Annotated in this window: 19 protein-coding genes and 2 pseudogenes; all 21 read left to right on the forward strand. The window is 39.6% G+C overall.

All coding sequences use genetic code 11. From position 1 onward, the window contains the following. Nucleotides 1–969 precede the first annotated feature (969 nt). The 21 genes and pseudogenes from JCM12304_RS14655 (at nt 970) to prmC (ending at nt 25,191) form a co-directional block, all read left to right on the forward strand. Nucleotides 970–3,077: pseudogene (locus JCM12304_RS14655) on the forward strand ((Fe-S)-binding protein). A gap of 194 nt (nt 3,078–3,271) precedes the next feature. Then, nucleotides 3,272–4,458, forward strand: a pseudogene (locus JCM12304_RS14660) (acetyl-CoA C-acetyltransferase). Between the two features lie 91 nt (nt 4,459–4,549). Continuing rightward, nucleotides 4,550–5,401, forward strand: coding sequence for a 3-hydroxybutyryl-CoA dehydrogenase (locus JCM12304_RS14665; protein ID WP_060681211.1), 852 nt, complete (start codon nt 4,550–4,552; stop codon nt 5,399–5,401). A gap of 33 nt (nt 5,402–5,434) precedes the next feature. Then, nucleotides 5,435–6,571 (forward strand): acyl-CoA dehydrogenase, encoded by a 1,137-nt coding sequence (locus JCM12304_RS14670; RefSeq protein WP_019378238.1) that lies wholly within the window; start codon nt 5,435–5,437, stop codon nt 6,569–6,571. A gap of 12 nt (nt 6,572–6,583) precedes the next feature. Then, the gene (locus JCM12304_RS14675) at nt 6,584–7,723 is read left to right on the forward strand and encodes an acyl-CoA dehydrogenase (RefSeq protein ID WP_060681213.1); all 1,140 of its coding nucleotides are present in this window, start codon (nt 6,584–6,586) and stop codon (nt 7,721–7,723) included. An 82-nt stretch (nt 7,724–7,805) separates the two neighbouring features. Then, a complete protein-coding gene (meaB, locus tag JCM12304_RS14680) occupies nt 7,806–8,744 on the forward strand; it encodes a methylmalonyl Co-A mutase-associated GTPase MeaB (RefSeq protein WP_060681215.1) in 939 nt (312 codons plus the stop codon). After that, nucleotides 8,741–9,367, forward strand: coding sequence for a TetR/AcrR family transcriptional regulator (locus tag JCM12304_RS14685; protein WP_019378235.1), 627 nt, complete (start codon nt 8,741–8,743; stop codon nt 9,365–9,367). The genes meaB and JCM12304_RS14685 overlap by 4 nt, the downstream gene beginning before the upstream one ends. 31 nt (nt 9,368–9,398) lie before the next feature. Next, a complete protein-coding gene (gene icmF, locus JCM12304_RS14690) occupies nt 9,399–12,641 on the forward strand; it encodes a fused isobutyryl-CoA mutase/GTPase IcmF (protein ID WP_060681217.1) in 3,243 nt (1,080 codons plus the stop codon). Between the two features lie 157 nt (nt 12,642–12,798). After that, the gene (locus tag JCM12304_RS14695) at nt 12,799–13,038 is read left to right on the forward strand and encodes a hypothetical protein (RefSeq protein WP_019378233.1); all 240 of its coding nucleotides are present in this window, start codon (nt 12,799–12,801) and stop codon (nt 13,036–13,038) included. Between the two features lie 450 nt (nt 13,039–13,488). Further along, a complete protein-coding gene (gene rpoE, locus JCM12304_RS14700; protein ID WP_019378232.1) occupies nt 13,489–14,001 on the forward strand; it encodes a DNA-directed RNA polymerase subunit delta in 513 nt (170 codons plus the stop codon). 216 nt (nt 14,002–14,217) lie between these two features. Next, entirely contained in the window at nt 14,218–15,819 is a 1,602-nt protein-coding gene (gene pyrG, locus JCM12304_RS14705; protein WP_019378231.1) for a CTP synthase, read from the forward strand. A 155-nt stretch (nt 15,820–15,974) separates the two neighbouring features. After that, a complete protein-coding gene (locus tag JCM12304_RS14710; protein ID WP_237670158.1) occupies nt 15,975–16,337 on the forward strand; it encodes a response regulator in 363 nt (120 codons plus the stop codon). A gap of 106 nt (nt 16,338–16,443) precedes the next feature. Continuing rightward, a complete protein-coding gene (locus tag JCM12304_RS14715; RefSeq protein ID WP_060681221.1) occupies nt 16,444–17,301 on the forward strand; it encodes a class II fructose-bisphosphate aldolase in 858 nt (285 codons plus the stop codon). Nucleotides 17,302–17,413: 112 nt separating this feature from the next. Then, a complete protein-coding gene (gene fsa, locus JCM12304_RS14720; RefSeq protein WP_019378228.1) occupies nt 17,414–18,055 on the forward strand; it encodes a fructose-6-phosphate aldolase in 642 nt (213 codons plus the stop codon). 143 nt (nt 18,056–18,198) lie between these two features. Next, a complete protein-coding gene (murA, locus tag JCM12304_RS14725) occupies nt 18,199–19,485 on the forward strand; it encodes a UDP-N-acetylglucosamine 1-carboxyvinyltransferase (protein ID WP_019378227.1) in 1,287 nt (428 codons plus the stop codon). A gap of 699 nt (nt 19,486–20,184) precedes the next feature. Further along, entirely contained in the window at nt 20,185–21,465 is a 1,281-nt protein-coding gene (rho, locus tag JCM12304_RS14730; RefSeq protein ID WP_019378226.1) for a transcription termination factor Rho, read from the forward strand. A 214-nt stretch (nt 21,466–21,679) separates the two neighbouring features. Then, entirely contained in the window at nt 21,680–21,925 is a 246-nt protein-coding gene (locus JCM12304_RS14735) for a type B 50S ribosomal protein L31 (protein WP_019378225.1), read from the forward strand. Between the two features lie 84 nt (nt 21,926–22,009). Further along, nucleotides 22,010–22,390: a hypothetical protein gene (locus JCM12304_RS19635; RefSeq protein ID WP_172675298.1), complete on the forward strand. Its 381-nt coding sequence runs from the start codon at nt 22,010–22,012 to the stop codon at nt 22,388–22,390. Nucleotides 22,391–22,492: 102 nt separating this feature from the next. Continuing rightward, nucleotides 22,493–23,122 (forward strand): thymidine kinase, encoded by a 630-nt coding sequence (locus JCM12304_RS14740; protein WP_060681223.1) that lies wholly within the window; start codon nt 22,493–22,495, stop codon nt 23,120–23,122. A 136-nt stretch (nt 23,123–23,258) separates the two neighbouring features. Continuing rightward, entirely contained in the window at nt 23,259–24,329 is a 1,071-nt protein-coding gene (gene prfA / locus JCM12304_RS14745) for a peptide chain release factor 1 (RefSeq protein WP_019378223.1), read from the forward strand. Nucleotides 24,330–24,339: 10 nt separating this feature from the next. Continuing rightward, nucleotides 24,340–25,191 carry a peptide chain release factor N(5)-glutamine methyltransferase gene (gene prmC, locus JCM12304_RS14750; RefSeq protein ID WP_369813175.1) on the forward strand — a complete coding sequence of 284 codons (852 nt, stop codon included), beginning with the start codon at nt 24,340–24,342 and terminating at the stop codon, nt 25,189–25,191. The last annotated feature ends 390 nt before the right edge of the window (nt 25,192–25,581 follow it).

Consider the following 25,581-nt stretch of genomic DNA (forward strand, 5'->3'; position numbering starts at 1 on the left):
CCGGTTTAAAAGATAGCTTTCTAAACCGGCATATCTATACCTTGGTTTGAAAGCGATTTCTTTTTTAAGGGTCTAATATATATGTTGGAGTTATTCAATGATTCGGGATATAGTTAAATTCTGAACTAGAGAAAACCAGTTTAGCTATTCATGTGAAATAGCTAAATAACACCGCTGCGGAAAAATACTGCGCTTTCCGGGGGCGGCTGATGAGCCTCGGGCCAACACGATGTTGGTCATGAAGGCGTTGCGACAATGGGGTTTGGTGGGGCGAGTATGCGCAGCCCCAGGACGTCGCGACTTTAGCCTTCCAACCCCTATACGCATTCCGGGGTCACACTGATGCCTCATCTCCCCCAGTAGTCTACGTATTTTTCCTCCGCTATTGTCTATTTTTTTTACGTCAATTTAAATTTTATTTTTAAAATAAATGAGCAATACAAATTGATTGGAGCTGAAGGGTGCAATCTAAGAACGCCACGTCCTGTGGCAACGATTGCATGACCAACGTCCTTTTGGCCCGCGGCTCCTACCGGAATAGCATGAGCCGAAGACACTAAACGGAGCGTAGCGGAGGAAGCGGCTGAAGCCATGCCGGTGGAAAGCGTCCGGATGCAACGGAAATCAATGAGGCACTCTTCCTCAATTATTTCAGGGTTAGTTCGGAGTTCTCTCCAATTATGAATGAACAAAATACGTTTGTACCTTAATATTTGCAGTACAATCCTTTTTAATAGTCAGGAGAAAATACAGGGTTAACCAGGGTTATTACTCCAATGGTTTGGTTTAAAGTAATTAGAAGTTATTATAGAAACAAAAAAAGAAGTTGACTGAATGATCATTCATAATTTATAGTATAGGTAGGTGTCCTATAAAAATGCCTTACTTATCAGAAAAATGCAATCGTTATCATTGTTAGTTATACTATTAAGATAGAAGGGCAGCTAAATTTTTAAGGGGGAGCGAGAAATGAATACTTTTTTGCTGATCAATACGCTGGCATTTGTGGCAATAACCTTATACGGGTTCTATTTATTCGGAAGAGTTGTTGCAACACGAGTGGCTTACATTAGGCTAGGGAAGAAATCAGAATTTGACCGGGACTTTAAAGAGCGGCTCCGCCGTGTGGGGAAAATTGTTTTCGGACAATCCAAGCTTTTAAAGGATAAAAAATCAGGAGCAATTCATGTCATGATGTTCTATGGATTTATCCTTGTGCAATTTGGAGCAATTGATATGTTTGTCAAAGGATTGTCACCAGGAAATCATTTACCTTTTGGTGTTTTTTATCCAGGATTTGTTTTCTTTCAAGAACTAGTAACATTAATGATTCTAGTTGCAGTAGCCTGGGCATTCTACAGACGTTATATGGAAAAGCTGGTGCGTTTGAAACGTGGGTTTAAAGCAGGACTTGTCCTCCTTTTCATTGGCACCCTGATGATTTCTGTGCTTGTTGGAAATGGAATGGCACAAATCTGGCATGGTCATGAAGCCACTTGGTTGGAGCCTGTAGCTAGTTTAATAGCTTTAGGATTTGGTTGGATGTCTCCAGCAGCAGCGATGGTTGTATTTTATATTGCATGGTGGGTACACACGATTACAATTCTAACGTTCCTCGTTTATGTGCCACAATCGAAGCACGCACATTTAATTGCTGCACCAATTAATGTATTTTTAAGTAAGCGGGTACCAGGTAAATTAAAGACGATCGACTTTGATATAGATGAAGAAAACGTGGAGAATGAAGAGGAAATGTCCTTTGGAGTAGGAAAAGTAGAAGATTTTGATCAGTTTCAGATGATCGATTTTTATGCTTGTGTGGAATGTGGTCGTTGTACTGATGTTTGTCCAGCTTCTGGGACAGGGAAAATGTTATCCCCGATGGACATTATGGTAAAGGTTCGCGACCATTTAACAGAAAAAGGTGCCGCGGTTACAGGAAAGTCCCCATGGGTACCAACATATGCGTTTGCTGGTACACAAGGGAATCAGGCAAGCGGGCAAAATGAGGCAGCTGCTACGGTACAGAGCAGAAGTTTAATTGGTGATGTAATTACAGAGGAAGAGCTTTCCGGTTGTACAACATGCCGTAATTGTGAAGAAGCTTGTCCGGTAATGAATGAACATGTAGGAACAATTATAGACATGCGTCGTTATCTTGTAATGACAGAAGGAAAAATGGATCAGGATGTCCAACGAGCAGTAATGAACATTGAACGTCAGGGTAACCCTTGGGGATTATCTAAAAAGGATCGGATTAAATGGCGTGAATTGGATGAAACTGCTATATTCCAACAGTAAAAGAACTTAAAAAAGAAGATAAGGAATTTGAATATCTTTTCTGGGTAAGTTCTATGGGTGCATATGACAGTCGCAGTCAAAAGATTGCTGTTGCTTTTGCTAAACTAATGAACCAAGCTGGTATCAGCTTTGCTATTCTTGGAAATAAAGAAGCTAACTCTGGAGATACTGCACGCCGTATTGGTAATGAGTTTTTATTCCAGGAAATCGCCGAGAAAAACATAAAGGAATTTGAAAAAAATGGTGTAACTAAAATTGTAACTATTGATCCGCATGCGTATAATATTTTCAAAAACGAGTATCCGGACTTTGGTTTTGAAGCAGAGGTTTATCACCATACTCAAATGCTTTATGACCTAGTGATGAATGGGAAGCTTAAACCCCAACGTGAAATTAATCAGCGTTTGACCTATCACGACTCTTGTTATCTAGGAAGATATAACGGTGTTTACGATCCACCAAGGGAAATTTTGCAATCCATACCTGGCCTGGAATTAGTGGAAATGGCCCGAAGTAAGGAAAATGGCATGTGCTGTGGTGCAGGTGGTGGGCTTATGTGGACAGAAGAAACTACTGGAAACCGTATAAACGTAGCCCGTACCGAACAAGCGCTAGCTGTAAAACCGACCATGATTTCCAGCGCATGTCCATATTGTTTAACAATGTTAAGTGATGGAACGAAAGCAAAAGAGGTAGAAGAGGATATAAGTACGATGGATGTAGCTGAAATCCTTGCTTTATCAGTATTCGTTGAAGAAGAAACAAAATCTGCTTAAAATGAATCTACCAAACTGCTATATTTAAATTCTGTATAATTTTTAGAAAAAAACAAATGAGTATGTTAGACTAATAGAGGGGTATCCATATGCCCCTCTAATTTTTGAGGCATGATTGAGCGAGCGTTCAATCATTATAATTTCATTAAAAAGAAAGCGTTAACAAAAATATAAAATAAGGGGTGCTGGTAAGTATGAGAAAAACGGTTATTGTTTCAGGTGCGAGAACACCTTTTGGCAAATTTGGCGGTTCTTTAAAATCATTCACAGCTTCACAGCTTGGTGGAAAAGCAATAGAAGAAGCGTTGAAACGAGCTCAAATGGATGGCGAACAGATAGATGAAGTAATTATGGGAACTGTATTACAGGGAGGACAGGGACAGATCCCTTCCAGACAGGCAGCAAGAGAAGCAGGTATTCCATGGCATGTAAAAACGGAAACGATAAATAAAGTATGTGCTTCCGGACTTCGAAGTGTAACATTGGCTGATCAGTTAATCCGTCTAGGCGATGAAGAAGTAATTGTCGCTGGAGGAATGGAAAGTATGAGTAACGCTCCTTACTTCCTGCCAGATGCTCGTTGGGGAAATCGTATGGGTGATAAAGCCGTTAAAGATATGATGATCCATGATGGATTGACATGTTCTTTTAAAGGCGTCCATATGGGCAACTATGGAAACTCTACCGCAGAAGAATATGAGTTAACTAGAGAGGCACAGGATGAATGGTCATACAGGAGTCATCAACGTGCTGGAGAAGCGATTGAAACTGGTAAATTTGCGGAAGAAATTGTTCCACTTGAAGTCCCTCAGCGCAAAGGGGATCCAATTGTAGTAGATACAGACGAAGCACCAAGAAAAGATACAAGTGTGGAGAAACTGGCTAAATTAAAGCCTGCTTTTGATCCAAATGGAACTATAACTGCGGGTAATGCGCCTGGCGTGAATGATGGTGCTTGTGCTTTTGTGGTGATGTCAGATGAGAAAGCAAGAGAGCTAGGGAAAGAACCTATGGCAACAGTGTTGGGACATGCTGAGGTAGCTGTTGAAGCAAAGGATTTCCCGCAAACACCTGGGCTCGTCATTAATAAGCTTTTAGAAAAAACTGGACATAAAAAAGAGGACATTGACTTATTTGAAATCAATGAAGCATTTGCAGCTGTTTCCTTAGCAAGTGGAAAAATCGCAGGTATTGACCAAGAAAAGGTAAATGTGAATGGTGGAGCTGTTGCATTGGGACATCCAATTGGAGCTAGTGGAGCAGGATTATTTTGACATTAATTCATGAATTAAAGCGACGCGGTGGCGGACTTGGTATTGCTGCTATTTGCAGTGGTGGGGGGCAAGGAGATGCCGTGTTAATTGAGGTATCGAAACAGTAATTGTGCCCATAAGAAGGGAAAAGCTGATTCGATAAAAGAGTCAGCTCCTTTCGTTTACAACGGCTTTTTTTAAAAATGGAGGTAGATACATATGGCAATACAAAAAGTAATGGTAATTGGCGCAGGTCAAATGGGGGCAGGGATTGCCCAAGTATGTGCACAAGCAGGATTTGACGTTTTGCTTCATGATATGAACACGGAAGCTTTGGAAAAGGGACTAAAGAACATTGAAAAACTATTAACCCGTGCGGTAGACAAGGAGCGAATTACCGACAAGGATAAAACGGAGACGTTAAACAGGTTAAAGCCGTCTCATCATCTAAAAGATGCACAATCCTGTGATCTTGTTATTGAAGCGGTTGTGGAAAATATGGATGTGAAAGCAAAAGTTTTTGGTGATTTGGATGTATTTGCACCGAAACATGCTATTTTGGCGACAAATACTTCTTCCCTGCCTATTACAGAGATTGCTGCGGTTACGAATCGACCGGATCAGGTAATCGGTATGCATTTCATGAACCCAGTCCCAGTGATGAAACTGGTAGAGATTATTCGCGGATTACAAACAAGTGATGAAACATATCAGGCAATTGAGGAGATGACAGCTAAACTAAATAAGACCTCTGTAGAAGTAGCTGATCTTCCGGGCTTTGCCGCCAACCGGATTTTAATGCCGATGATTAACGAAGCAGTCTTTGCTGTACATGAAGGAGTAGCTTCCGTTGAAGATGTGGATAAAGTAATGAAGCTTGGGATGAATCATCCGATGGGACCGCTGACTCTGGCTGACTTTATTGGACTGGATACGTGCTTGTATATTATGGAAGTACTCTACGAAGGTTTCAATGATAGTAAATACCGACCGTGCCCGCTACTTCGCCAATATGTAAAAGCAGGTTGGCTTGGCAAGAAATCAGGCAGGGGCTTTTATCAGTATAACTAATACATCATGAAACGGCAGAGGGGTGGAATATAGATGGATATGAACTTTACAGAAGAACAGCAAATGATGCAGAAAATGGTAAGGGATTTTGCTCAGAAGGAAATCACAGGTGAAATAGAACGGATGGAGACAGAGGATCGCTTCCCAAAGGAAATTATTCAGAAGATGGGTGAATTAGGGCTGATGGGAATACCAATACCTGAAGAATATGGTGGTAGTGGGATGGACTTTGTTTCGTATATTAGCGCGATCCATGAGCTATCTAAAGTAAGTGCGACAGTTGGTGTTATTTTATCTGTACACACTTCCGTAGGCAGTAACCCAATTCTTTATTTTGGTAATGAAAATCAAAAGAAACATTACTTACCAAAGCTGGCAAGTGGAGAGTATTTAGGAGCTTTTGCACTCACAGAACCAAGCGCGGGCTCAGATGCCGGCAATTTAAAAACAAAAGCAAAAAAAGACGGTGACACGTATATATTGAATGGCTCCAAAGTATTTATCACGAACGGTGGCGAGGCAGATACCTATATTACTTTTGCCCGAACTGGAGAAGGATCGAAAGGAATTAGTGCGTTTATTATTGAAAAGAACACTCCGGGCCTTATTATTGGCAAGAAGGAAAAGAAAATGGGGCTACATGGGTCTAATACGGTAGCATTAACCTTTGACAACTGTGTGATATCAAAGGAACAATTACTTGGGGAAGAAGGAGACGGCTTCAAGATTGCAATGGCCAATTTAAATGTTGGAAGGATTGGGATTGCCGCCCAAGCTCTTGGAATTGGTGAAGCTGCTCTTGAGCATGCAGTTGGTTATGCAAAAGAGCGGGAGCAATTTGGTAAGCCGATTGCTGCTAATCAAGGAATCTCATTCAAATTGGCAGACATGGCTACAAGCGTAGAGGCTGCTAAACTATTAGTCTATCAGGCTGCAGCACTTGTCCAACGAGGAATCCCTTGCGGAAAAGAAGCTTCAATGGCCAAAATGTATGCATCGAAAACAGCAGTTCAAACAGCGATTGAGGCAGTGCAAGTATATGGAGGTTACGGTTATACGGAGGACTATCCTGCAGAGCGCTTTTTCCGTGATGCCAAAATAACTGAAATATATGAAGGTGCCAACGAAATTCAACATATTGTGATTGCAAAAAATCTACTAAAGAACTAAGGGGGAACAACCATGGATTTTCAATTGACAGATGAGCAGGAAATGCTACGTAAAATGGTAAGGGATTTTGCTACAAAGGAAGTAGAACCGACAGCAGCGGAGCGTGATGAAGAGGAACGCTTTGATCGTGAGATTTTTGATAAAATGGGCGAGCTTGGATTAACTGGTATTCCTTGGCCGGAGGAGTATGGCGGAATTGGAGCAGATTATGTAAGCTACGTTATTGCAGTAGAGGAGTTGTCTCGTGTATGTGCTTCTACAGGAGTAACATTATCTGCACACTTATCACTCGCAAGCTGGCCTATTTTTAAATACGGTAATGAAGAACAGAAGAAGACCTTTTTATATCGTTTAGCCACAGGAGAAGCTTTGGGTGCATATGCACTATCTGAACCAGGTGCGGGAAGTGATGTTGTTTCCATGAAAACAACTGCAAAGGATGATGGCGACCATTATATTTTAAATGGCAGCAAGGTTTGGATTACGAACGGTGGCGTTGCTGATATTTATATCGTTTTCGCTAAAACAGATGCGGATGCAAAGCATAAAGGCATCAGTGCTTATATTGTTGAAAAGGGTACGGAAGGATTCACATTCGGTAAAAAAGAAAAGAAATTAGGTATTCGTTCATCTCCAACAACGGAACTTATTTTTGAAAACTGTCGCATACCAAAGGAAAACATGCTCGGAACAGAGGGCGAAGGGTTTAAAATTGCAATGACCACATTGGATGGGGGACGTAACGGAATTGCAGCACAAGCGCTAGGTATTGCGCAGGGAGCCTTGGATGCAGCAGTAGATTATTCAAAAGAGCGTGAGCAATTTGGTAAGCCAATTGCAACAAACCAAGGGATCTCCTTTAAATTAGCAGATATGGCTACAGATGTAGAAGCATCCCGACTATTAACCTACCAGGCTGCTTGGCTTGAATCACAGGGTCTTCCATATGGAAAGGCATCCGCGATGTCTAAGCTGTTTGCAGGAGATGCAGCAATGCGTACTACGGTGGAAGCAGTTCAAGTATTCGGTGGCTATGGATATACAAAGGATTACCCGGTAGAGCGATATATGCGTGATGCGAAAATTACACAGATCTATGAAGGTACAAATGAAATTCAACGCCTTGTTATTGGACGTATGCTAACGAAATAAGTTCACAGTGATACACAGCTTGTAAGAAAAACTGGCATAGTAAATAAATAGAAGAAGGAATGGATTAGAAAGGATGTCCACCATGCACGAAATAGTTGAACGGATAAAAAATAAAGATGTACGGGCACTGGCAAGAGCGATAACTATGGTGGAAAATGATCATCCAGAGAAGCTCGACCTATTGAGTGATATATTTTCACTTAAAAAGCATGCCCTTTATGTTGGATTAACGGGTTCGCCTGGTGCTGGCAAAAGCTCTCTTGTAAATCGCCTGATTTCACATATACGCCAAGAAGGCAAAACCGTTGCTGTTATTGCAGTTGACCCGACTAGTCCGTTCAGTGGTGGAGCCTTACTTGGAGATCGTGTTCGAATGAATGAGCATTTTACAGATGATGGTGTTTTTATCCGCAGTATGGCAACAAGGGGAAGCTTAGGCGGCTTGGCAAGAGCAACAAAGGATGCAGTGCGTATCTGTGATGCTTACGGTTATGATGTTGTTATTGTCGAAACAGTTGGTGTCGGACAATCTGAGTTAGATATTATGAAAATTGTTGATACAACGGCTGTTGTGATGACACCGAATAGCGGGGATGTATTACAAATCTTTAAAGCAGGTATTATGGAGATCGCTGATTTGTTCGTCATTAACAAAGCAGACTTACATGGTGTTGGTAAGTTGAAGGCATTATTAAAAGAATTGGTTATGATGACGGCAACAGAAAAGCATATGACCTCCATTGTAAAAACAATTACTACAGAAAACAAAGGTATTGATAAACTTTGGGCAAAAATTAAAGAACATCATGATTATTTATATCGTACAGAGGAAGGTCGCAAGCAGCGCATCCAGCAGCAGGAACTGGAAATCTATGAATTGATTCGCGAAGAGATCTGGCGGGACGTAAGAAATTATCTTGAGTCAAACGATGAACTAGCCACAATTGAGGCAGACAGTGATCCATATAAATTGGCAAGCAGATGGTATGAGCAGTGGAAAAAAGAGGGGGAGAGAAAATGAGTGATGAACAGGTCCTTTCCTCTGTAAAAGATAGAGAGTTAGTGGAGAAACGGCGGAATCAGATGATTAAAGGTGCGATGAAGCTCTTTAAGGAAAAGGGATTTCATCGGACCACAACAAGAGAAATAGCTAAGGAGTCGGGCTTCAGTATTGGTACACTTTATGAATATATCCGTACAAAAGAAGATGTGCTTTTCCTTGTATGTGATTCTATTTATGAGCAAGTGCGTGAACGGTTAAGTTTATCCATTGATTTGGAGTCGGCATCTGTAGATAATTTGATAGCTGTAATGAAGTCGTATTTTTACTTAATGGATGAGATGCAGGAAGAAATTTTAATTATGTACCAGGAAGCCAAGTCATTGAAAAAAGATACGAAGGAATATGTACTGCAGAAGGAACGTGACATGGTAGGAATGTTGGAGGAAGTGATCCTTACCTGCCTTCCAGAAAAAATTTCGCATCAGGATGTTGCATTACTTGCCAATAATATTTTTGTCCAAGGACAGATGTGGGGCTTCAGACGGTGGATGCTTCAACGGCAATTCACGTTTGAACAATATATGGATAGACAAATTCATTTTAACTTGCAAATGCTAGGTATAGTAGTAACAGAGAAATGAAAGCGATTTACTATTGAAGGAGGGGTAACAAATGGAACAACCAGAAATTTATAAACCGACAAATCCAGTACGGTTTGTCACAGCATCCAGTCTATTTGACGGTCATGATGCGTCAATTAATATAATGAGACGAATTTTACAGGCAAGCGGAGCAGAAGTGATCCATTTGGGTCATAACCGGTCTGTAGAAGATGTTGTTCATGCAGCCATTCAGGAGGACGCACAGGGGATTGCTATCTCTTCCTATCAGGGTGGGCATGTAGAATATTTTAAGTACATGATTGATTTGTTGAAGGAGCTTGGGGCAGAACATATTAAAGTCTATGGCGGGGGCGGTGGAGTTATTATCCCTCGTGAAATAAAGGAATTACATGAGTACGGGGTGTCACGAATTTTCTCGCCGGAAAATGGCAGAGAGCTTGGTTTACAAGGAATGATTAACCTCATGCTGGAGGAATGTGACTATGTACCGCCAATTGATATAAAAAAAGATCAGGAACAATTATTTAACGGAGAACGTCAAGCGATTGCCAGATTTATTACGTATATGGAAAACGCTGAAGTCGACGAGAAAGAAAAACAACAGGTCATTGACCAGTTGCAGAACCAAGCGAAAGACAATGTACCTGTACTGGGAATAACCGGAACGGGAGGAGCTGGAAAAAGCTCGCTTACAGATGAACTCATCCGGAGATTTATTAATGAAATTCCCGATAAAAAGATTGCTGTTATTTCCATCGACCCGACAAAAAAGAAAACAGGCGGAGCCTTACTTGGTGACCGAATCCGTATGAACGCGATTTTCACAGATCGGGTTTATATGCGCTCATTAGCAACACGTGATTCCAGCAGTGAGCTTTCTAAAGCAATTCAGGATGTCATCGATGTTGTAAGAGCTTCAGGCTTTGATTTTATTATTGTAGAAACAAGTGGAATTGGTCAGGGGAATGCTGCCATAACAGAAGTTACCGACTTATCGATGTATGTAATGACAGCAGAATTTGGTGCGCCTTCCCAGCTTGAGAAAATTGATATGATTGATTTCGCTGATTTTATTGTTATTAACAAATATGAACAAAAAGGCTCTGAGGATGCATTAAATCAAGTACGTAAGCAATATGAAAGAAGTCATATGCTATTCCACCAGGATAAAGAAAAATTCCCGGTTTTTGGGACTATTGCAAGCCAATTTAATGATGCAGGGACAAATGCGTTATTTGCTTCACTAATTGATACATTGAATGAGCGTTATGCGTGGACAGAAGAGATAAATTTTGAAAGAAATATTATTGCAGAAAAGCAAAATATGATTATTACAAATGAGCGTAGGCATTACTTACGAGAAATATCCACACATGTGCGAAGCTATCATAAACATACAGAGAATCAGAGTGAGGTTGCAAGAAAGATCTACCAGTTGGAAGGTGCAAAGGAAGTTTTAGAAGAGGATGAGGTCCAAACAGCCATTGAACAGTCTTTGGAGAAATATAATGAACAATTGGATGCCCGTTCGAGGAAATTACTTGACTCATGGGACGAAACGAAGGAAAGCTATAGCAAAGATAAAATGACGTTTAAGGTCCGTGACAAGGAAATTGAAATGGACCTGACAACTGAATCACTTTCTGGGCTAAAGATTCCAAAGGTTGCCTTTCCTAAGTACCAGGATTGGGGGGAACGTCTGACTTGGCTCCTTAAGGAGAATGTACCTGGAGCATTTCCGTTTACTGCAGGAGTTTTCCCTTTTAAACGCAAGGGAGAAGATCCGACACGTCAATTTGCAGGAGAAGGAACGCCAGAAAGAACGAACCGCCGCTTTCATTACCTGTCTAAAAACGAAGAAGCAAAACGATTATCTACTGCATTTGACTCGGTTACTTTATATGGTGAAGATCCGGCACACCGACCTGATATTTATGGGAAGGTTGGAGAAAGCGGAGTAAATATTTGTACACTCGAAGATATGAAAAAATTATATGCTGGCTTTGATTTAACGAATCCAATGACTTCTGTTTCTATGACAATAAATGGCCCTGCTCCAATTATTCTTGCTATGTATTTTAATACTGCAATTGATCAGCAGGTAAATAAATTTAAAGAAGAAAATAACCGGGAGCCAAACCAACAAGAATATGAAAAATTAAGGGATGAAACCATCGCTGTAGTAAGAGGGACCGTACAAGCAGATATATTAAAAGAGGACCAGGGACAAAACACCTGTATTTTCTCAACAGAATTCGCTCTACGTATGATGGGTGACATTCAGCAATACTTTATTGATAAGAAAGTTCGCAACTATTACTCAGTTTCTATTTCCGGATACCATATTGCTGAGGCAGGAGCAAATCCAATTACACAGCTTGCCTTTACGTTGGCAAATGGCTTCACTTATGTGGAGTACTATCTAAGTAGAGGAATGGACGTAAATAAATTTGCACCGAATCTGTCCTTCTTTTTCTCAAATGGTCTTGATCCTGAGTATAGCGTGATCGGTCGTGTAGCCCGTCGAATTTGGGCAATTACGATGCGTGATAAATACGGTGCGAATGAACGAAGTCAGAAGCTAAAATATCACGTCCAGACTTCCGGGCGTTCACTACACGCACAGGAAATTGACTTTAACGACATAAGAACAACATTACAAGCACTACTGGCCATTCAGGACAATACAAATTCTCTTCATACAAATGCGTATGATGAGGCAATTACAACGCCAACAGAAGAATCTGTTCGCCGTGCCATGGCAATTCAGATGATTATAAACAAGGAGTTTGGCCTGACTAAAAACGAAAACTCGCTTCAAGGCTCATTTATTATAGAAGAGCTAACAGATTTAGTAGAAGAAGCCGTTCTGCAGGAATTTGAAAAAATGAATGATCGTGGCGGAGTACTCGGAGCAATGGAACGACAATATCAGCGAGGAAAGATTCAAGAGGAGTCATTGTATTATGAAGGTAAAAAACATTCCGGTGAACTACCAATTGTGGGCGTAAATACGTATTTAAACCCGAACCCACCATCGGAAGACCAAATTGACTCCATGGAGCTTGCCCGTGCTTCCAAAGAAGAAAAAGAGCATCAAATCAGTGAATTGCAGCGGTTCCAGGAAGTGAACAAAGACGAGGTTGAAGAAGCTCTTGAAAGGTTAAAACAAACTGCTGCATCAGGTGGAAACATATTTGCAGAACTCATGGAAACCGTAAAAGTAGCCAGTCTCGGCCAAATAACCAACGCCCTCTACCAAGTAGGCGGCCAATACAGAAGGAATATGTAGACATCAAAAGCGGAAGTTCCCGTTTATAACCGTATGGCCTGGGCGGGGGTTGCTATTATAAAACTTACGAATAGAACCTCATTCTAATTCCAGTTTAGAACGAAGCGCAAACGGAAATAGGAAAAGTAGAATGCTTTAATAAAGGAGAGGTTCTATTATGTCTAACTTAAGTGTGCAAACGTTAAAGCAAGGACAAAATTATACAGCAAGAGAATTAGATAATTTTGTGAGTACGAAAGATGTTGTAGTACTATCCAATAACGAAAATCAGCTTTTTACAGATCCGGAAAGAGAATATAAAGTCGTTCATGAGTTTGAAGGATTCTTTGAACACTCCATGGAAGATGCAGAAAAGCACTTTCGAAATAAGAAAGCATACGTCGTGGAAAAAGTATAGACAGCTAACAATACTTTCATTGTAAAGTTGCAGTGTCACTTCATTTTAAGTAAAAAAAGTTGCACTCCAAAACAGGGGTAGCAACTTTTTTGTTTTACTGCCGATAAAAATGATCTGCAGCGGATAACTTTGTTCTACTGCTGATAAAATGTTTCAACTGCTTTCCCTCCCACACGATATCTAAATTTCTCTAGTTCGCCGCATTCCTGGTACTATGAATAAACGATATAACCTTTGTATCCTATCATTTGCAATAGCACCACAATTTTCAGGGAAGAAAAGTGTACATTTTTTTGCTTAAACTATAGCATAAACGTGGTAGATTTGTTTATAATGAATGGTATGGTTTATCACAAACGGAAAATTATAGTATAATTCTTCTAGAATGAGTAAAAAAATTACAAATGAGGCTAGATGCCCTCAATATATAAGTAAAGGGAGTGCGTTGCCGTGAGCTTATCGAATTACAGCCACGAAGATCTTAAAACAATGTCCATGATTGAATTAGCAAATTTAATCTTATTGGATGAAAAAAAGGCGCTTGATTTTAGAGATGTATTCGAAAAAATTGCAGAAATAAAAGAATTTACTGAGCAGGATAAAGAAAATAATATTGCCCAATTTTATACAGATTTAAATGTGGATGGCCGTTTTATTACCATTGGTTCTAATCTATGGGGATTAAAACGTTGGTATCCAGTTGAGCAAGCTGACGAAGAAGTAACTGCAGCACCTAAAAAGAAAAAGAAGGCAAAGAAAAAGAAAAAAGCAGATGAAGATGCTGATATTACAGAAAAAGAACTGGATATTGTCGACGAGGATATTGAAGAGCTTGCAGATGACTTCAATGATGACGAAGATGATGAGTTTGATGAAGACTTAGAAGAAGAGTTTGATGAGGAACTTGATGATTTTGAAGACGACGAAGATGAAGATGACGAAGACGAAGAAGAAAAGAAATAGCTGGGTACGATTAACAAAAAAGTTAGCTTGACTTTTCTTTAAGCTGAAAGTACAATTCTTATTGGGCTCTTTAAATTTACTTATCAAGGCGTTTCCCCATTCTATATATGGGGAGGCGCTTTTATTATTTTCTGCCAATTTTGGTGCAGACTATGAGATATAGCAACCTGTATGAACGAATTGAACGAAGAATATTTTGAAGAAAGAGGGAAAATAATGACCAAGTATATTTTTGTGACAGGTGGCGTTGTGTCGTCTTTAGGTAAAGGAATTACGGCAGCGTCTTTAGGTCGTCTATTAAAAAACCGGGGTTTGAAAGTGACTATTCAAAAGTTCGATCCATATATTAATGTCGACCCAGGGACAATGAGCCCATATCAGCATGGAGAAGTTTTTGTGACAGAGGATGGAGCGGAAACAGACCTCGATTTAGGGCATTATGAACGTTTTATTGATATTAATTTAAATAAGTACAGTAATATTACCACTGGAAAAGTATACTCCAGTGTAATCAAAAAAGAACGTCGTGGCGACTATTTAGGTGGCACTGTTCAGGTAATTCCGCATATTACGAATGAAATTAAAGATCAGGTATTTCGTGCTGGTGATGCAACAAATGCTGATGTTGTTATTACAGAAATTGGCGGGACTGTTGGAGATATTGAATCTTTACCTTTTCTTGAAGCAATTCGACAAATTAAAAATGATGTTGGCCGAAACAGTGTCATGTATTTGCATTGTACATTGGTTCCATTTATTCAGGCCGCTGGTGAGATGAAAACAAAGCCAACACAGCACAGTGTGAAAGAATTACGTTCATTGGGGATCCAGCCAGATGTAATTGTATTACGTACAGAGCATGAAATTAGTAATGAGATGAAAGAAAAAATTGCTTTGTTCTGTGACATTAATAAAAATTCTGTTATTGAAATGAAGGATGCAGACACACTTTATCAAGTACCAATTTCCCTTCAGGAGCAGCATCTTGATCAAATAACATGTGAGCATTTTGGTTTGGATTGTAAGGAAGCTGAAATGGATGAATGGAAAGAGCTTGTTACTAAAGTTCGTCATTTATCACAAAAAGTAGAAATAGGGCTCGTTGGTAAATATGTTGAATTGCCGGATGCTTACATTTCTGTGGTAGAATCTTTAAAACACGCGGGATTCGAGTATGATGCAGACATCAAAGTACATTGGATTAATTCCGAAAAACTTGATAAAGAGACAATTAAAGAAGAGCTATCTCATGTTGATGGTATAATTGTTCCAGGTGGTTTCGGTGACCGTGGTATTGAAGGGAAAATAGAAGCCATTCGCTATGCGAGAGAAAATAATGTACCTTTCTTCGGTATTTGTCTTGGTATGCAGCTTGCTACAGTTGAGTTTGCTCGTAATGTTGTAGGATTAAATGGTGCTCATTCTGCTGAAATTGACCCAGGAACTCCATATCCAATTATCGATTTATTACCTGAACAGAAGGATATTTCTGATTTAGGTGGAACACTAAGGCTTGGCAGCTACCCATGTATGCTTCAAGATGGTACAAAAGTAAAAGAAGCATATAATGGTGCAGCAACAATAGAAGAACGTCATCGTCATCGTTATGAATTTAATAACATGTATCGCGACCAAATGGCTGAGCATGGCTTTATATTTTCCGGAACCAGCCCGGATGGTCGCCTCGTGGAGACAATTGAATTAAAAGATCATCCATGGTTTGTTGCTTGTCAGTTCCATCCTGAATTTACGTCTCGTCCTACAAGAGCACAGGCTTTATTTAAAGGTTTCATTGGTGCTTCTGTTAATAATAAATAAATTTAGATGTAAGTAACGGAATGACTCACATTTAGCAATTGCTAAATGTGAGTTTTTATTTAACTTGAATTTAAAGGATTTAGGGGTTTAATAGCGAATTTAATACAGTAAGGGAAATACGTTGGGGGAATCTTTTGGAAGGAAGGGGAATGAGTATGGCAAGAAGAATCCTAATAGTGGATGATCAGCCTGGGATTCGCATGTTATTAACGGACGTGCTCACAGATCAAGGGTATGAGGTAATCACAGCCCAAACAGGAACAGAAGCATTGGAGAAAATAAGAATGGAGAACTTAAACCTCATAATACTTGATTATCAGCTACCATTATTAAGTGGGAAAGAGGTTTTACATAAACTGGAAGAAGAACAATATGAAATCCCGGCAATATTAATGAGTGGATTGGTGGAGAATATTAAAAGAAAAGAAATCAAATATCAATATTTGAAAGAGGTACTTGGAAAACCGTTCAGTATTCATAAAGTCATTGAACTGGTTGCACATATCGTGTCAGATTAGTTTTTCTGTAATGTTGCGCGAACAAGCTGTTGTTGGTATTCTAATATTGTAAAAGATGATATAATTTTCACAGACTGTAACTTCATCAGAGGAGGAAATAAACAAGATGCCATTAGTATCAATGAAAGAAATGCTTGAAAAAGGAAGAAAGCAAGGCTACGCGGTAGGTCAGTTTAATTTGAATAATTTGGAATATGCACAAGCGATTCTCCAAGCTGCAGAAGAAGAGAAATCTCCTGTCATTCTTGGTGTGTCGGAGGGTGCCGCAAGATATATTGGCGGTTTTAATGTTGTTGTCTCTATGGTTAAATCCTTAATGGAAGCTTATGGCACGACTGTTCCTGTAGCAATTCATTTAGATCATGGTTCCAGTTTTGAAAAATGTGCAGAAGCAATTCACGCAGGCTTTACATCTGTTATGATTGATGCTTCACATGATCCACTGGAAGAAAATATTGAAACAACATCTAAAGTAGTAGAGCTTGCACATATTCATGGTGTTTCTGTAGAAGCAGAACTGGGTACAGTTGGTGGGCAGGAAGATGATGTTATAGCTGATGGCGTTATTTATGCAGATCCTAAGGAGTGCTTGGAATTGGTTGAGAAGACGGGAATTGATTGTCTTGCTCCTGCACTTGGTTCTGTACATGGCCCTTACAAAGGAGAGCCTAATCTAGGCTTTGCTGAAATGGAGGAAATCTCCAAAACAATCGAATTACCTCTTGTTTTACATGGTGGTACAGGGATTCCTACAAAAGATATTCAACGTGCTATTTCATACGGTACTTCTAAAATAAATGTGAATACAGAAAACCAGATTGCGCAAGCTGAGGCAGTCCGTCAAGTCTTAAATGATAAGCCGGATTTGTATGATCCACGTAAATATCTGGGCCCTGGTACAGAAGCCATCAAGGAAACTGTAAAAGGGAAAATGCGTGAATTTGGATCATCTCAACAGGCATAATTATCAGGCGCTTTGAGCTGTATATGAGCACAAGCGCCTTTATTCATATTTTTATTAGTTTTTTAAAATATACTTATAAAATAAGTAGTCTAAGAGGAGGTTATCAATTAAAATGAAATTTTTTATTGATACTGCAAATATTGAGGAAATCCGTACAGCAAACGAACTTGGAGTCTTATCAGGGGTTACAACTAATCCGAGTCTGGTATCTAAAGAGGGTGTATCTTTCCATGATCGTCTTTCTGAGATTACAGAGGAAGTATCCGGATCTGTCAGTGCTGAAGTTATTTCTGAGGACGCAGAGGGAATGATTAAGGAGGGGAAAGAATTAGCGGCAATTGCCCCTAATATCACGGTAAAAGTTCCTATGACATTGGAAGGCTTGAAGGCTGTCAAGGCGTTTAGTGATTTAAATATCAAAACGAATGTTACATTGATTTTTAATGCTAATCAGGCTTTATTAGCAGCTCGTGCTGGGGCAACTTATGTTTCACCGTTCCTTGGTCGTTTGGATGATATTGGTCATGACGGAATGAATCTTGTAGCAACAATCGCAGAAATCTTTGACAGACATGCAATTGATACTGAAATAATTGCTGCTTCCATTAGACATCCACTGCACGTTATTGATGCTGCTCTAAACGGTGCGCATATAGCTACTATCCCATTCAAGGTTTTAGAACAACTGGTGAAACATCCATTAACAGACCAGGGAATAGAAAAGTTTCTTTCGGATTGGAATAACCAAAAATAAGCGGATAAATTTGGAAATATTGCACAAGCTACCGATAAAAGACGGAATAGGTCCAAGAGGCACAAATTATTATACTCTGGAAAATTACTATTCACGTATAGGTAGCTTCCTTGTCCTGTGCGTCAAAAAGTGGGGTTTTTAATATGCAAAAAATGTTAATTGAAGGTGGCCATCTTTTAAATGGCCAGGTAAGAATCAGTGGTGCGAAAAACAGTGCGGTAGCTTTACTTCCGGCAGCTATTTTAGCTGATTCAGAAGTAACAATTGAAGGGCTCCCGGAAATTTCCGATGTGTACACACTTGGAGATTTGCTGGAGGAAATCGGTGGTACAGTAAATTGGGACGGACAAACTGTCCATATCGACCCAGAGAAAATGGTTGCAATGCCATTACCTAATGGTAAAGTAAAGAAGCTTCGTGCGTCATATTATTTTATGGGAGCAATGCTCGGGAAATTTAACAAAGCAGTAATCGGCTTGCCGGGAGGTTGCTTCTTAGGGCCACGTCCTATCGACCAGCACATCAAAGGCTTTGAAGCGCTTGGTGCTGAAGTGACGAATGAGCAGGGAGCCATTTATTTAAGAGCGAAAGAGCTTCGGGGTGCCCGAATATATTTAGATGTAGTAAGCGTCGGAGCAACAATTAATATTATGCTTGCTGCAGTAAGGGCAAAAGGTAAAACAATTATTGAGAATGCTGCAAAAGAACCTGAGATTATCGATGTTGCTACTTTATTAACAAATATGGGAGCGAAAATTAAGGGTGTAGGTACAGATGTGATTCGAATCGAAGGTGTACCTTCTTTACATGGCTGCAGACATACGATTATTCCCGACAGGATTGAAGCAGGTACATATGCCATTGCAGCCGCTGCACAAGGAAAAGAAGTAATTATAGACAATGTTATCTCCCAGCATTTAGAATCATTGCTCGCCAAGTTAAGGGAAATGGGTGTAACTGTTGAAGAAAATGAGGAACAGTTGTTAATTGCACCAAGGAACCCACTGAAGAGTGTTGATATTAAGACATTGGTTTATCCTGGTTTTCCAACAGATTTACAGCAACCTTTCACTTCATTATTAACAAAAGCAGTGAATACCGGAGTGGTTACAGATACGATCTACTCTGCAAGGTTAAAGCATATTGACGAACTAAGGCGAATGAATGCAGCTATTAAAGTTGAAGGTGGTTCAGCAATAGTTTCTGGACCTGTGCAGCTTGAGGGAGCACGTGTGAAAGCAAGTGACCTGAGAGCAGGAGCGTCATTAATTGTAGCTGGCTTAATGGCAAATGGGATTACTGAAATAACTGGGCTTGAGCATATAGACCGTGGATATGAAAAAATAACAGAGAAATTAAATAACCTCGGAGCTAATATATGGCGAGAAGAAATGACCGAACAAGAAATAACACAATTCCAAAACATGTAAAAACAAAAGCGCAAGCACCCGTTTCACTCTTCTAACTCCATTTAAATGGTCGCAAGTACATGCTTGTTAAAAAAGTATTGTATAAAGAAGTTAACGGCACACTCATATTAAAGGGGGGGACTCGACCCCCTTTATATGATTTCGGAATGGGATATTAGCAAAGAAGGAGAGTAAATAGGTACTTTTTGTGGTGATGATAATGTAATTTTTGCCAATGGGGAATTATTAAAAGGTGTACAATTTAAAGCTATAAGGCCAATTCCGAACTGTAATTATACGTGCTAAGAGTTCGTTTTATTGATGGAGAGCATCGTCTACAGAAAAAAACCAGACCTGGTAATAAGGCCATAGACCGTATGAACGGAAAGAAAATGGTTAATACTACCTTCAAACCTACTTTTTAAAACTGCAATAGAAAGGGAAGCGAAAGCCGTTTGCTTCCCTTTCTATTAAAATATAAAAAACCTAAAATTTAGTATTGAATAATATGAACCAAAGGAGTAATATGGTATAAGGTTTTGGAAAGCAGTTAAAAGAACTCCTAATCTAGCTTCTGATTTTTCCTTCATTTCTACGAAGACTTACCTTTAATAAAGAAGTGAAACTCTCATCTAAATAGGTTTAAAACATAGACCAATGATGTGTTGAATATATTTTACGAATATTACTAACATAAAAAACAATAGGCGTGGTGATTCTATGGCAGCATTAACAATCTCTCATCTGGAAACTCTGACTTTAAAAGAGATTTACACACTAGCGAGAGAATACAAAGTTTCATATTATGCAAAGTTAACAAAAAGAGAACTTATTTTTTCTATTTTAAAAGCACAGGCTGAAAAAGATGGTTTCTTATTTATGGATGGAATTCTGGAAATTATTCCTTCAGAAGGATTCGGTTTTCTTCGCCCAATTAATTACTCTCCAAGCGCAGAAGATATCTATATATCTGCCTCACAGATACGCAGGTTCGATTTAAGAAATGGTGATAAAGTATCTGGTAAAGTAAGACCTCCAAAGGAGAATGAACGTTACTATGGTCTATTGCATGTAGATGCCGTAAATGGCGACGATCCTGAGACTGCAAAGGAAAGAGTCCATTTTCCAGCACTAACTCCACTTTATCCGGATCGATTAATGAAGCTTGAAAACTCTACAAAAAACTTATCAACCCGCATTATCGATCTGATGACACCGGTTGGATTTGGGCAGCGTGGTCTTATTGTAGCTCCACCTAAAGCCGGTAAAACAATGTTACTTAAGCAAATTGCCAATAGTATTTCTGAAAACCACCCGGATGCCAAATTAATTATTCTATTAGTTGACGAACGTCCTGAAGAGGTTACCGATATTGAGCGATCTGTACACCCTGATGTAGATGTAGTTAGTTCTACGTTTGATGAAGTACCTGAAAGTCATATTAAAGTTTCAGAGCTCGTATTGGAGCGTGCAATGCGCTTGGTGGAGCATAAGCGAGACGTGATTGTACTGATGGACAGTATTACAAGGCTTGCGCGTGCATACAACCTTGCTATTCCGCCAAGTGGCAGGACTCTTTCTGGTGGTATAGATCCAGCTGCTTTTCATCGTCCGAAACGATTTTTTGGAGCAGCCAGAAACATAGAAGAAGGTGGAAGCTTTACAATATTGGCTACTGCTCTGGTTGATACAGGCTCGCGTATGGATGATGTTATTTATGAAGAATTTAAAGGCACAGGTAACATGGAATTGCATCTTGATCGAAATCTTGCTCAACGTCGCATTTTCCCTGCGATTGATATTCTTCGTTCCGGTACACGTAAGGAAGAATTGCTAGTGGATAAAGGCCAACTTGATAAAATGTGGGCAATTCGCAAGACGATGCAGGATTCCCATGACTTCCTGGAACGTTTCTTAAGAAGGTTAAAGGCATCCAAGAATAACGAAGAGTTCTTTCAACAGATGGAAGAAGAAATGAAACGAAGAGGCACAAAGAAATAAGCTGAACAACATTAGTTTCTCCATTATTTTATGTGTCTAAAATATAAAATGTATGTTATAATTTTAACTGGACAGGTAATGATTTTCTATTGCAAACAATGCAGGAGACTGTTATAATCTCTTTATGTGAGTTTAGATAAGGTATTGTACCTATGACGGCTCTTACAATAACTCTGTTTCAAAATGATTCAGGGCAAAAAGGAGTGGAAAGAACATGAAAAAGGATATTCATCCAGAGTACAGAAAAGTAGTTTTTCTTGATACAAGCTCAGAATTTAAATTCTTGAGTGGATCAACAAAAAGCTCTGACGAAACAATTGAATGGGAAGACGGTAATACGTACCCTTTAATCCGTGTTGAAATCAGCTCAGATTCACACCCATTCTACACAGGTAAACAAAAAGCTGATAAAGTCGGCGGCCGTGTAGACCGATTCAAGAAAAAATATAATATGAACTAATAGATGAACGGTATCAAACCGTTGCATCATATTAATAAAGCATTGGCAGCCAATGGTTGTCAATGCCCTTATTGATTGTTGTCCGTGTATTATGCATGGCAAAAATTAGTTTTGGGAAAGCAGGCAAAGCGTCTCATTTTGCCTGCTTTTTTACTTTTAAATATAGTAAATATGTTAATAAAATATATGTTGGGCTTAACCAATGATCGTTTTTATGATTATCTATCGCCATTGATTTCCATTGCAGATGAACGCTTTCACACCTCCGGGTACAAGCGCGACATCTGTTCGTTACCTCACAGTGTCTACTTTGCCGCCCGGCATGGCCTCAGCCGCCCCCGAAAAGCGCAGTATTTTTCCGTAGCGGTGTTATTTAGCCATTCTTTTCAACAGTTAAATAGAGCCATGGTGGGCTTTGAGTTAGTGGAATCAAGGTCCAGTTTTGTGCTTTTATATAAAAGTTAAAAAACCATGTTAGCTTATCAAAAATAGTGGTAAACTAGTTAAGGAACGTTTTAAAAATAATAATAATGATTGTACATAGATTTAGAAGGGAGCCCTTTGCTCATGTATGTAATGAAACAAAGTGGTTGGGTTGAAGTGATCTGCGGCAGTATGTTTTCTGGTAAGTCTGAGGAATTGATTCGCCGCGTACGCAGGGCAACTTACGCGAAGCTATCTGTTCGTGTATTTAAACCAGCTATTGATGACAGATACGACGACGAGGCTGTTGTTTCACATAATGGTTCTTCAACTGTCGCCAGACCTGTGAAAAGCTCAGATGAAATTTTGGAACACCTTCATGCTGATGTAGATATTATTGGTATTGATGAGGTGCAATTTTTTGACGAAAATATTGTGGAAGTGGTTGATGAGCTTGCAAACAAGGGGATTCGAGTTATCGTCGCCGGCCTCGATACAGATTTTCGAGGAGAACCATTTGGACCAATGCCAAAACTGATGGCACTTAGCGAGTCAGTAACAAAACTAAATGCTATTTGTCCTATCTGCGGTTCGCCAGCAAGTCGAACGCAGCGGTTGATAAATGGAAAACCAGCTTCCTATGATGATCCAGTTATTCTGGTGGGAGCCTCAGAATCTTATGAGCCAAGATGTCGTCATCATCATGAAGTTCCCAATAAGCCCAGCAACAAGATTGTAAAGGATTATTTAAACAGATTAGATAAAAGCGCCTGAGGGTGCTTTTTTTAGTGCAGATAGAAGCATCAAGTTTTACTTTAGCATAATGCACTCCTCTATGCTGCGAAATAACTTTGACCTTGCAACGTGAGTATACTATAATTATACTGTTAATCAGAAAGAGGTGGCCGTAATGTTAGACCGATTACAAACATTAGAAGACCGTTATAATAAATTGAATGAATTATTGAGTGATCCAGAAATTATAAATGATACGAAGAAGTTACGCGAGTATTCAAAGGAACAATCCGGTTTGGAGGATGTAGTACAAGCGTATCGTGAATACAAAGATGTAACCTCTCAATTAAAAGATGCCAAGGAAATGCTTGACGACAATTTGGATGCAGAAATGCAGGAAATGGTAAAAGCTGAGATAGAAGAACTATCGGAGAGTAAAGAAGAATTGGAAGAAAAAATGCGAATTCTTCTTTTACCAAAAGATCCGAACGATGATAAGAACGTATTCATGGAGATACGTGGAGCTGCAGGTGGAGATGAAGCAGCATTGTTTGCCGGAGATCTATATCGTATGTATTCCCGTTACGCGGAACAATACGGTTGGAAGACAGAAGTAATGGAAGCCAGCACAACTGGTGTTGGGGGATACAAAGAGATTATTTTTATGATTAACGGAAGTGGAGCCTATTCAAAATTAAAATATGAAAATGGCGCTCACCGCGTTCAACGTGTACCGGAAACGGAATCTGGTGGTCGTATTCATACCTCAACAGCTACAGTTGCTGTTTTGCCTGAAGCGGAAGAGGTAGAGGTTGATATTCATGAAAAAGACATTCGTGTGGACACGTTTGCTTCCAGTGGCCCTGGTGGACAGAGTGTAAACACAACCATGTCTGCCGTTCGCTTGACACACGTACCTACCGGTGTGGTTGTGTCTATTCAAGATGAAAAATCCCAAATTAAAAATAAAGAAAAAGCGATGAAGATCTTACGTGCTCGTATCTATGATAAATTCCAACAAGAAGCTCAAGCAGAATACGATGAAAATAGAAAGTCCGCAGTAGGAACTGGGGACCGTTCTGAACGAATTCGCACATATAACTTTCCTCAAAATCGTGTGACGGATCACCGTATTGGTTTAACGATTCAAAAGCTGGATCAAATTTTACAAGGCAAGCTAGATGAGTTTGTTGATGCATTGTTAATGGAAGAGCAAGCCAAAAAATTAGAACAGATTGGTGAATAAAATGAGCCAAATGAAACAATATGAAGTCCTTCAATGGGCTTCTCTTTTTTTAGAAAAGCATCATAGAGAACAACGTGTTGCAGAGATATTATTGCAGCATCATTTAAACTATAGTCGAAATGATTTTTTTATGAATATGCGGGAGCCAATAGATCCGAATATTATTCAAAGATTTAAGAGAGATGTAGAAAAGCATGTAGAAACAGGGATGCCTATACAGCATTTAATGGGCTATGAGGAATTTTACGGACGGAAATTTAAAGTGAATGAGCATGTATTAGTTCCTCGCCCAGAAACAGAAGAGCTTGTCCAACATGTTGCCAACTACATAGAAACAACTTCTTCTGAGCATCAGATTAGAGTTGTGGATGTGGGTACGGGCAGTGGAGTTATTGCTATATCGCTTGCGCTGCAATTACCCAATGCAATGGTGTATGCTACTGACATTTCGCAGGAAGCACTGCAGGTTGCTAAAACAAATGCAAAGAATCATCAAGCACAAGTGACGTTTTATCAAGGTAATTTCTTACAACCGCTCATTGATCAAGGGATAAAAACTGACATTATTGTTTCTAATCCCCCTTATATTCCTCGATCAGAAGAAAAAACATTAGCAGACACAGTTAAAAACTTTGACCCTGATATGGCTCTGTATGCAGAGGAGAACGGACTGGCAGCCTATAAAGAAATTATATCTCAATCCACAAGTGTACTTGAGTTGAACGGGTATATTGCTGTTGAAATCGGGCATGCTCAAAGTGAATCTGTAAATGATATTATCCAAAAAAATTATCCACAGAGTAAGCGAAACACGATCCAAGATATTAATGGAAAAGACCGAATAGTTACGGCAAAGCTGTAGTGAAGATAGTACGTTGCAGCTAGAATAAACTGCGGCGTAGCCTTTTTTGCTGGCAATATTACCTCATAAACGAAATAAATTGAACCCAAGTTCAAAACCAGTCTAGTAATACAAAAACAATCTGATTTTAAGGTGTTACTGCAAATGTTGGGAAACAAACTTATTTTTTTGATTCATAGTTGGAGTAAATTGCGAACTAGTGTGGGGACAATCAGTAGCGGAGCGGAGATTATCCGCCGGAGAATGAATTAATCGGCAGCAGAGCGAAATAATCCGCCGGAGAATGAATTAATCGGCAGTAGAGCAAAACTTTCCGCCGGAGAATAAATTAATCAGCAGCAGAGCGATACTATCCGCCGGAGAACAAATTAATCAGCAGCAGAGCGAATA

It is taken from the genome of Virgibacillus halodenitrificans JCM 12304 (assembly GCF_001310895.1).
Taxonomy (GTDB): Bacteria; Bacillota; Bacilli; order Bacillales; family Amphibacillaceae; genus Virgibacillus_Q; species Virgibacillus_Q halodenitrificans.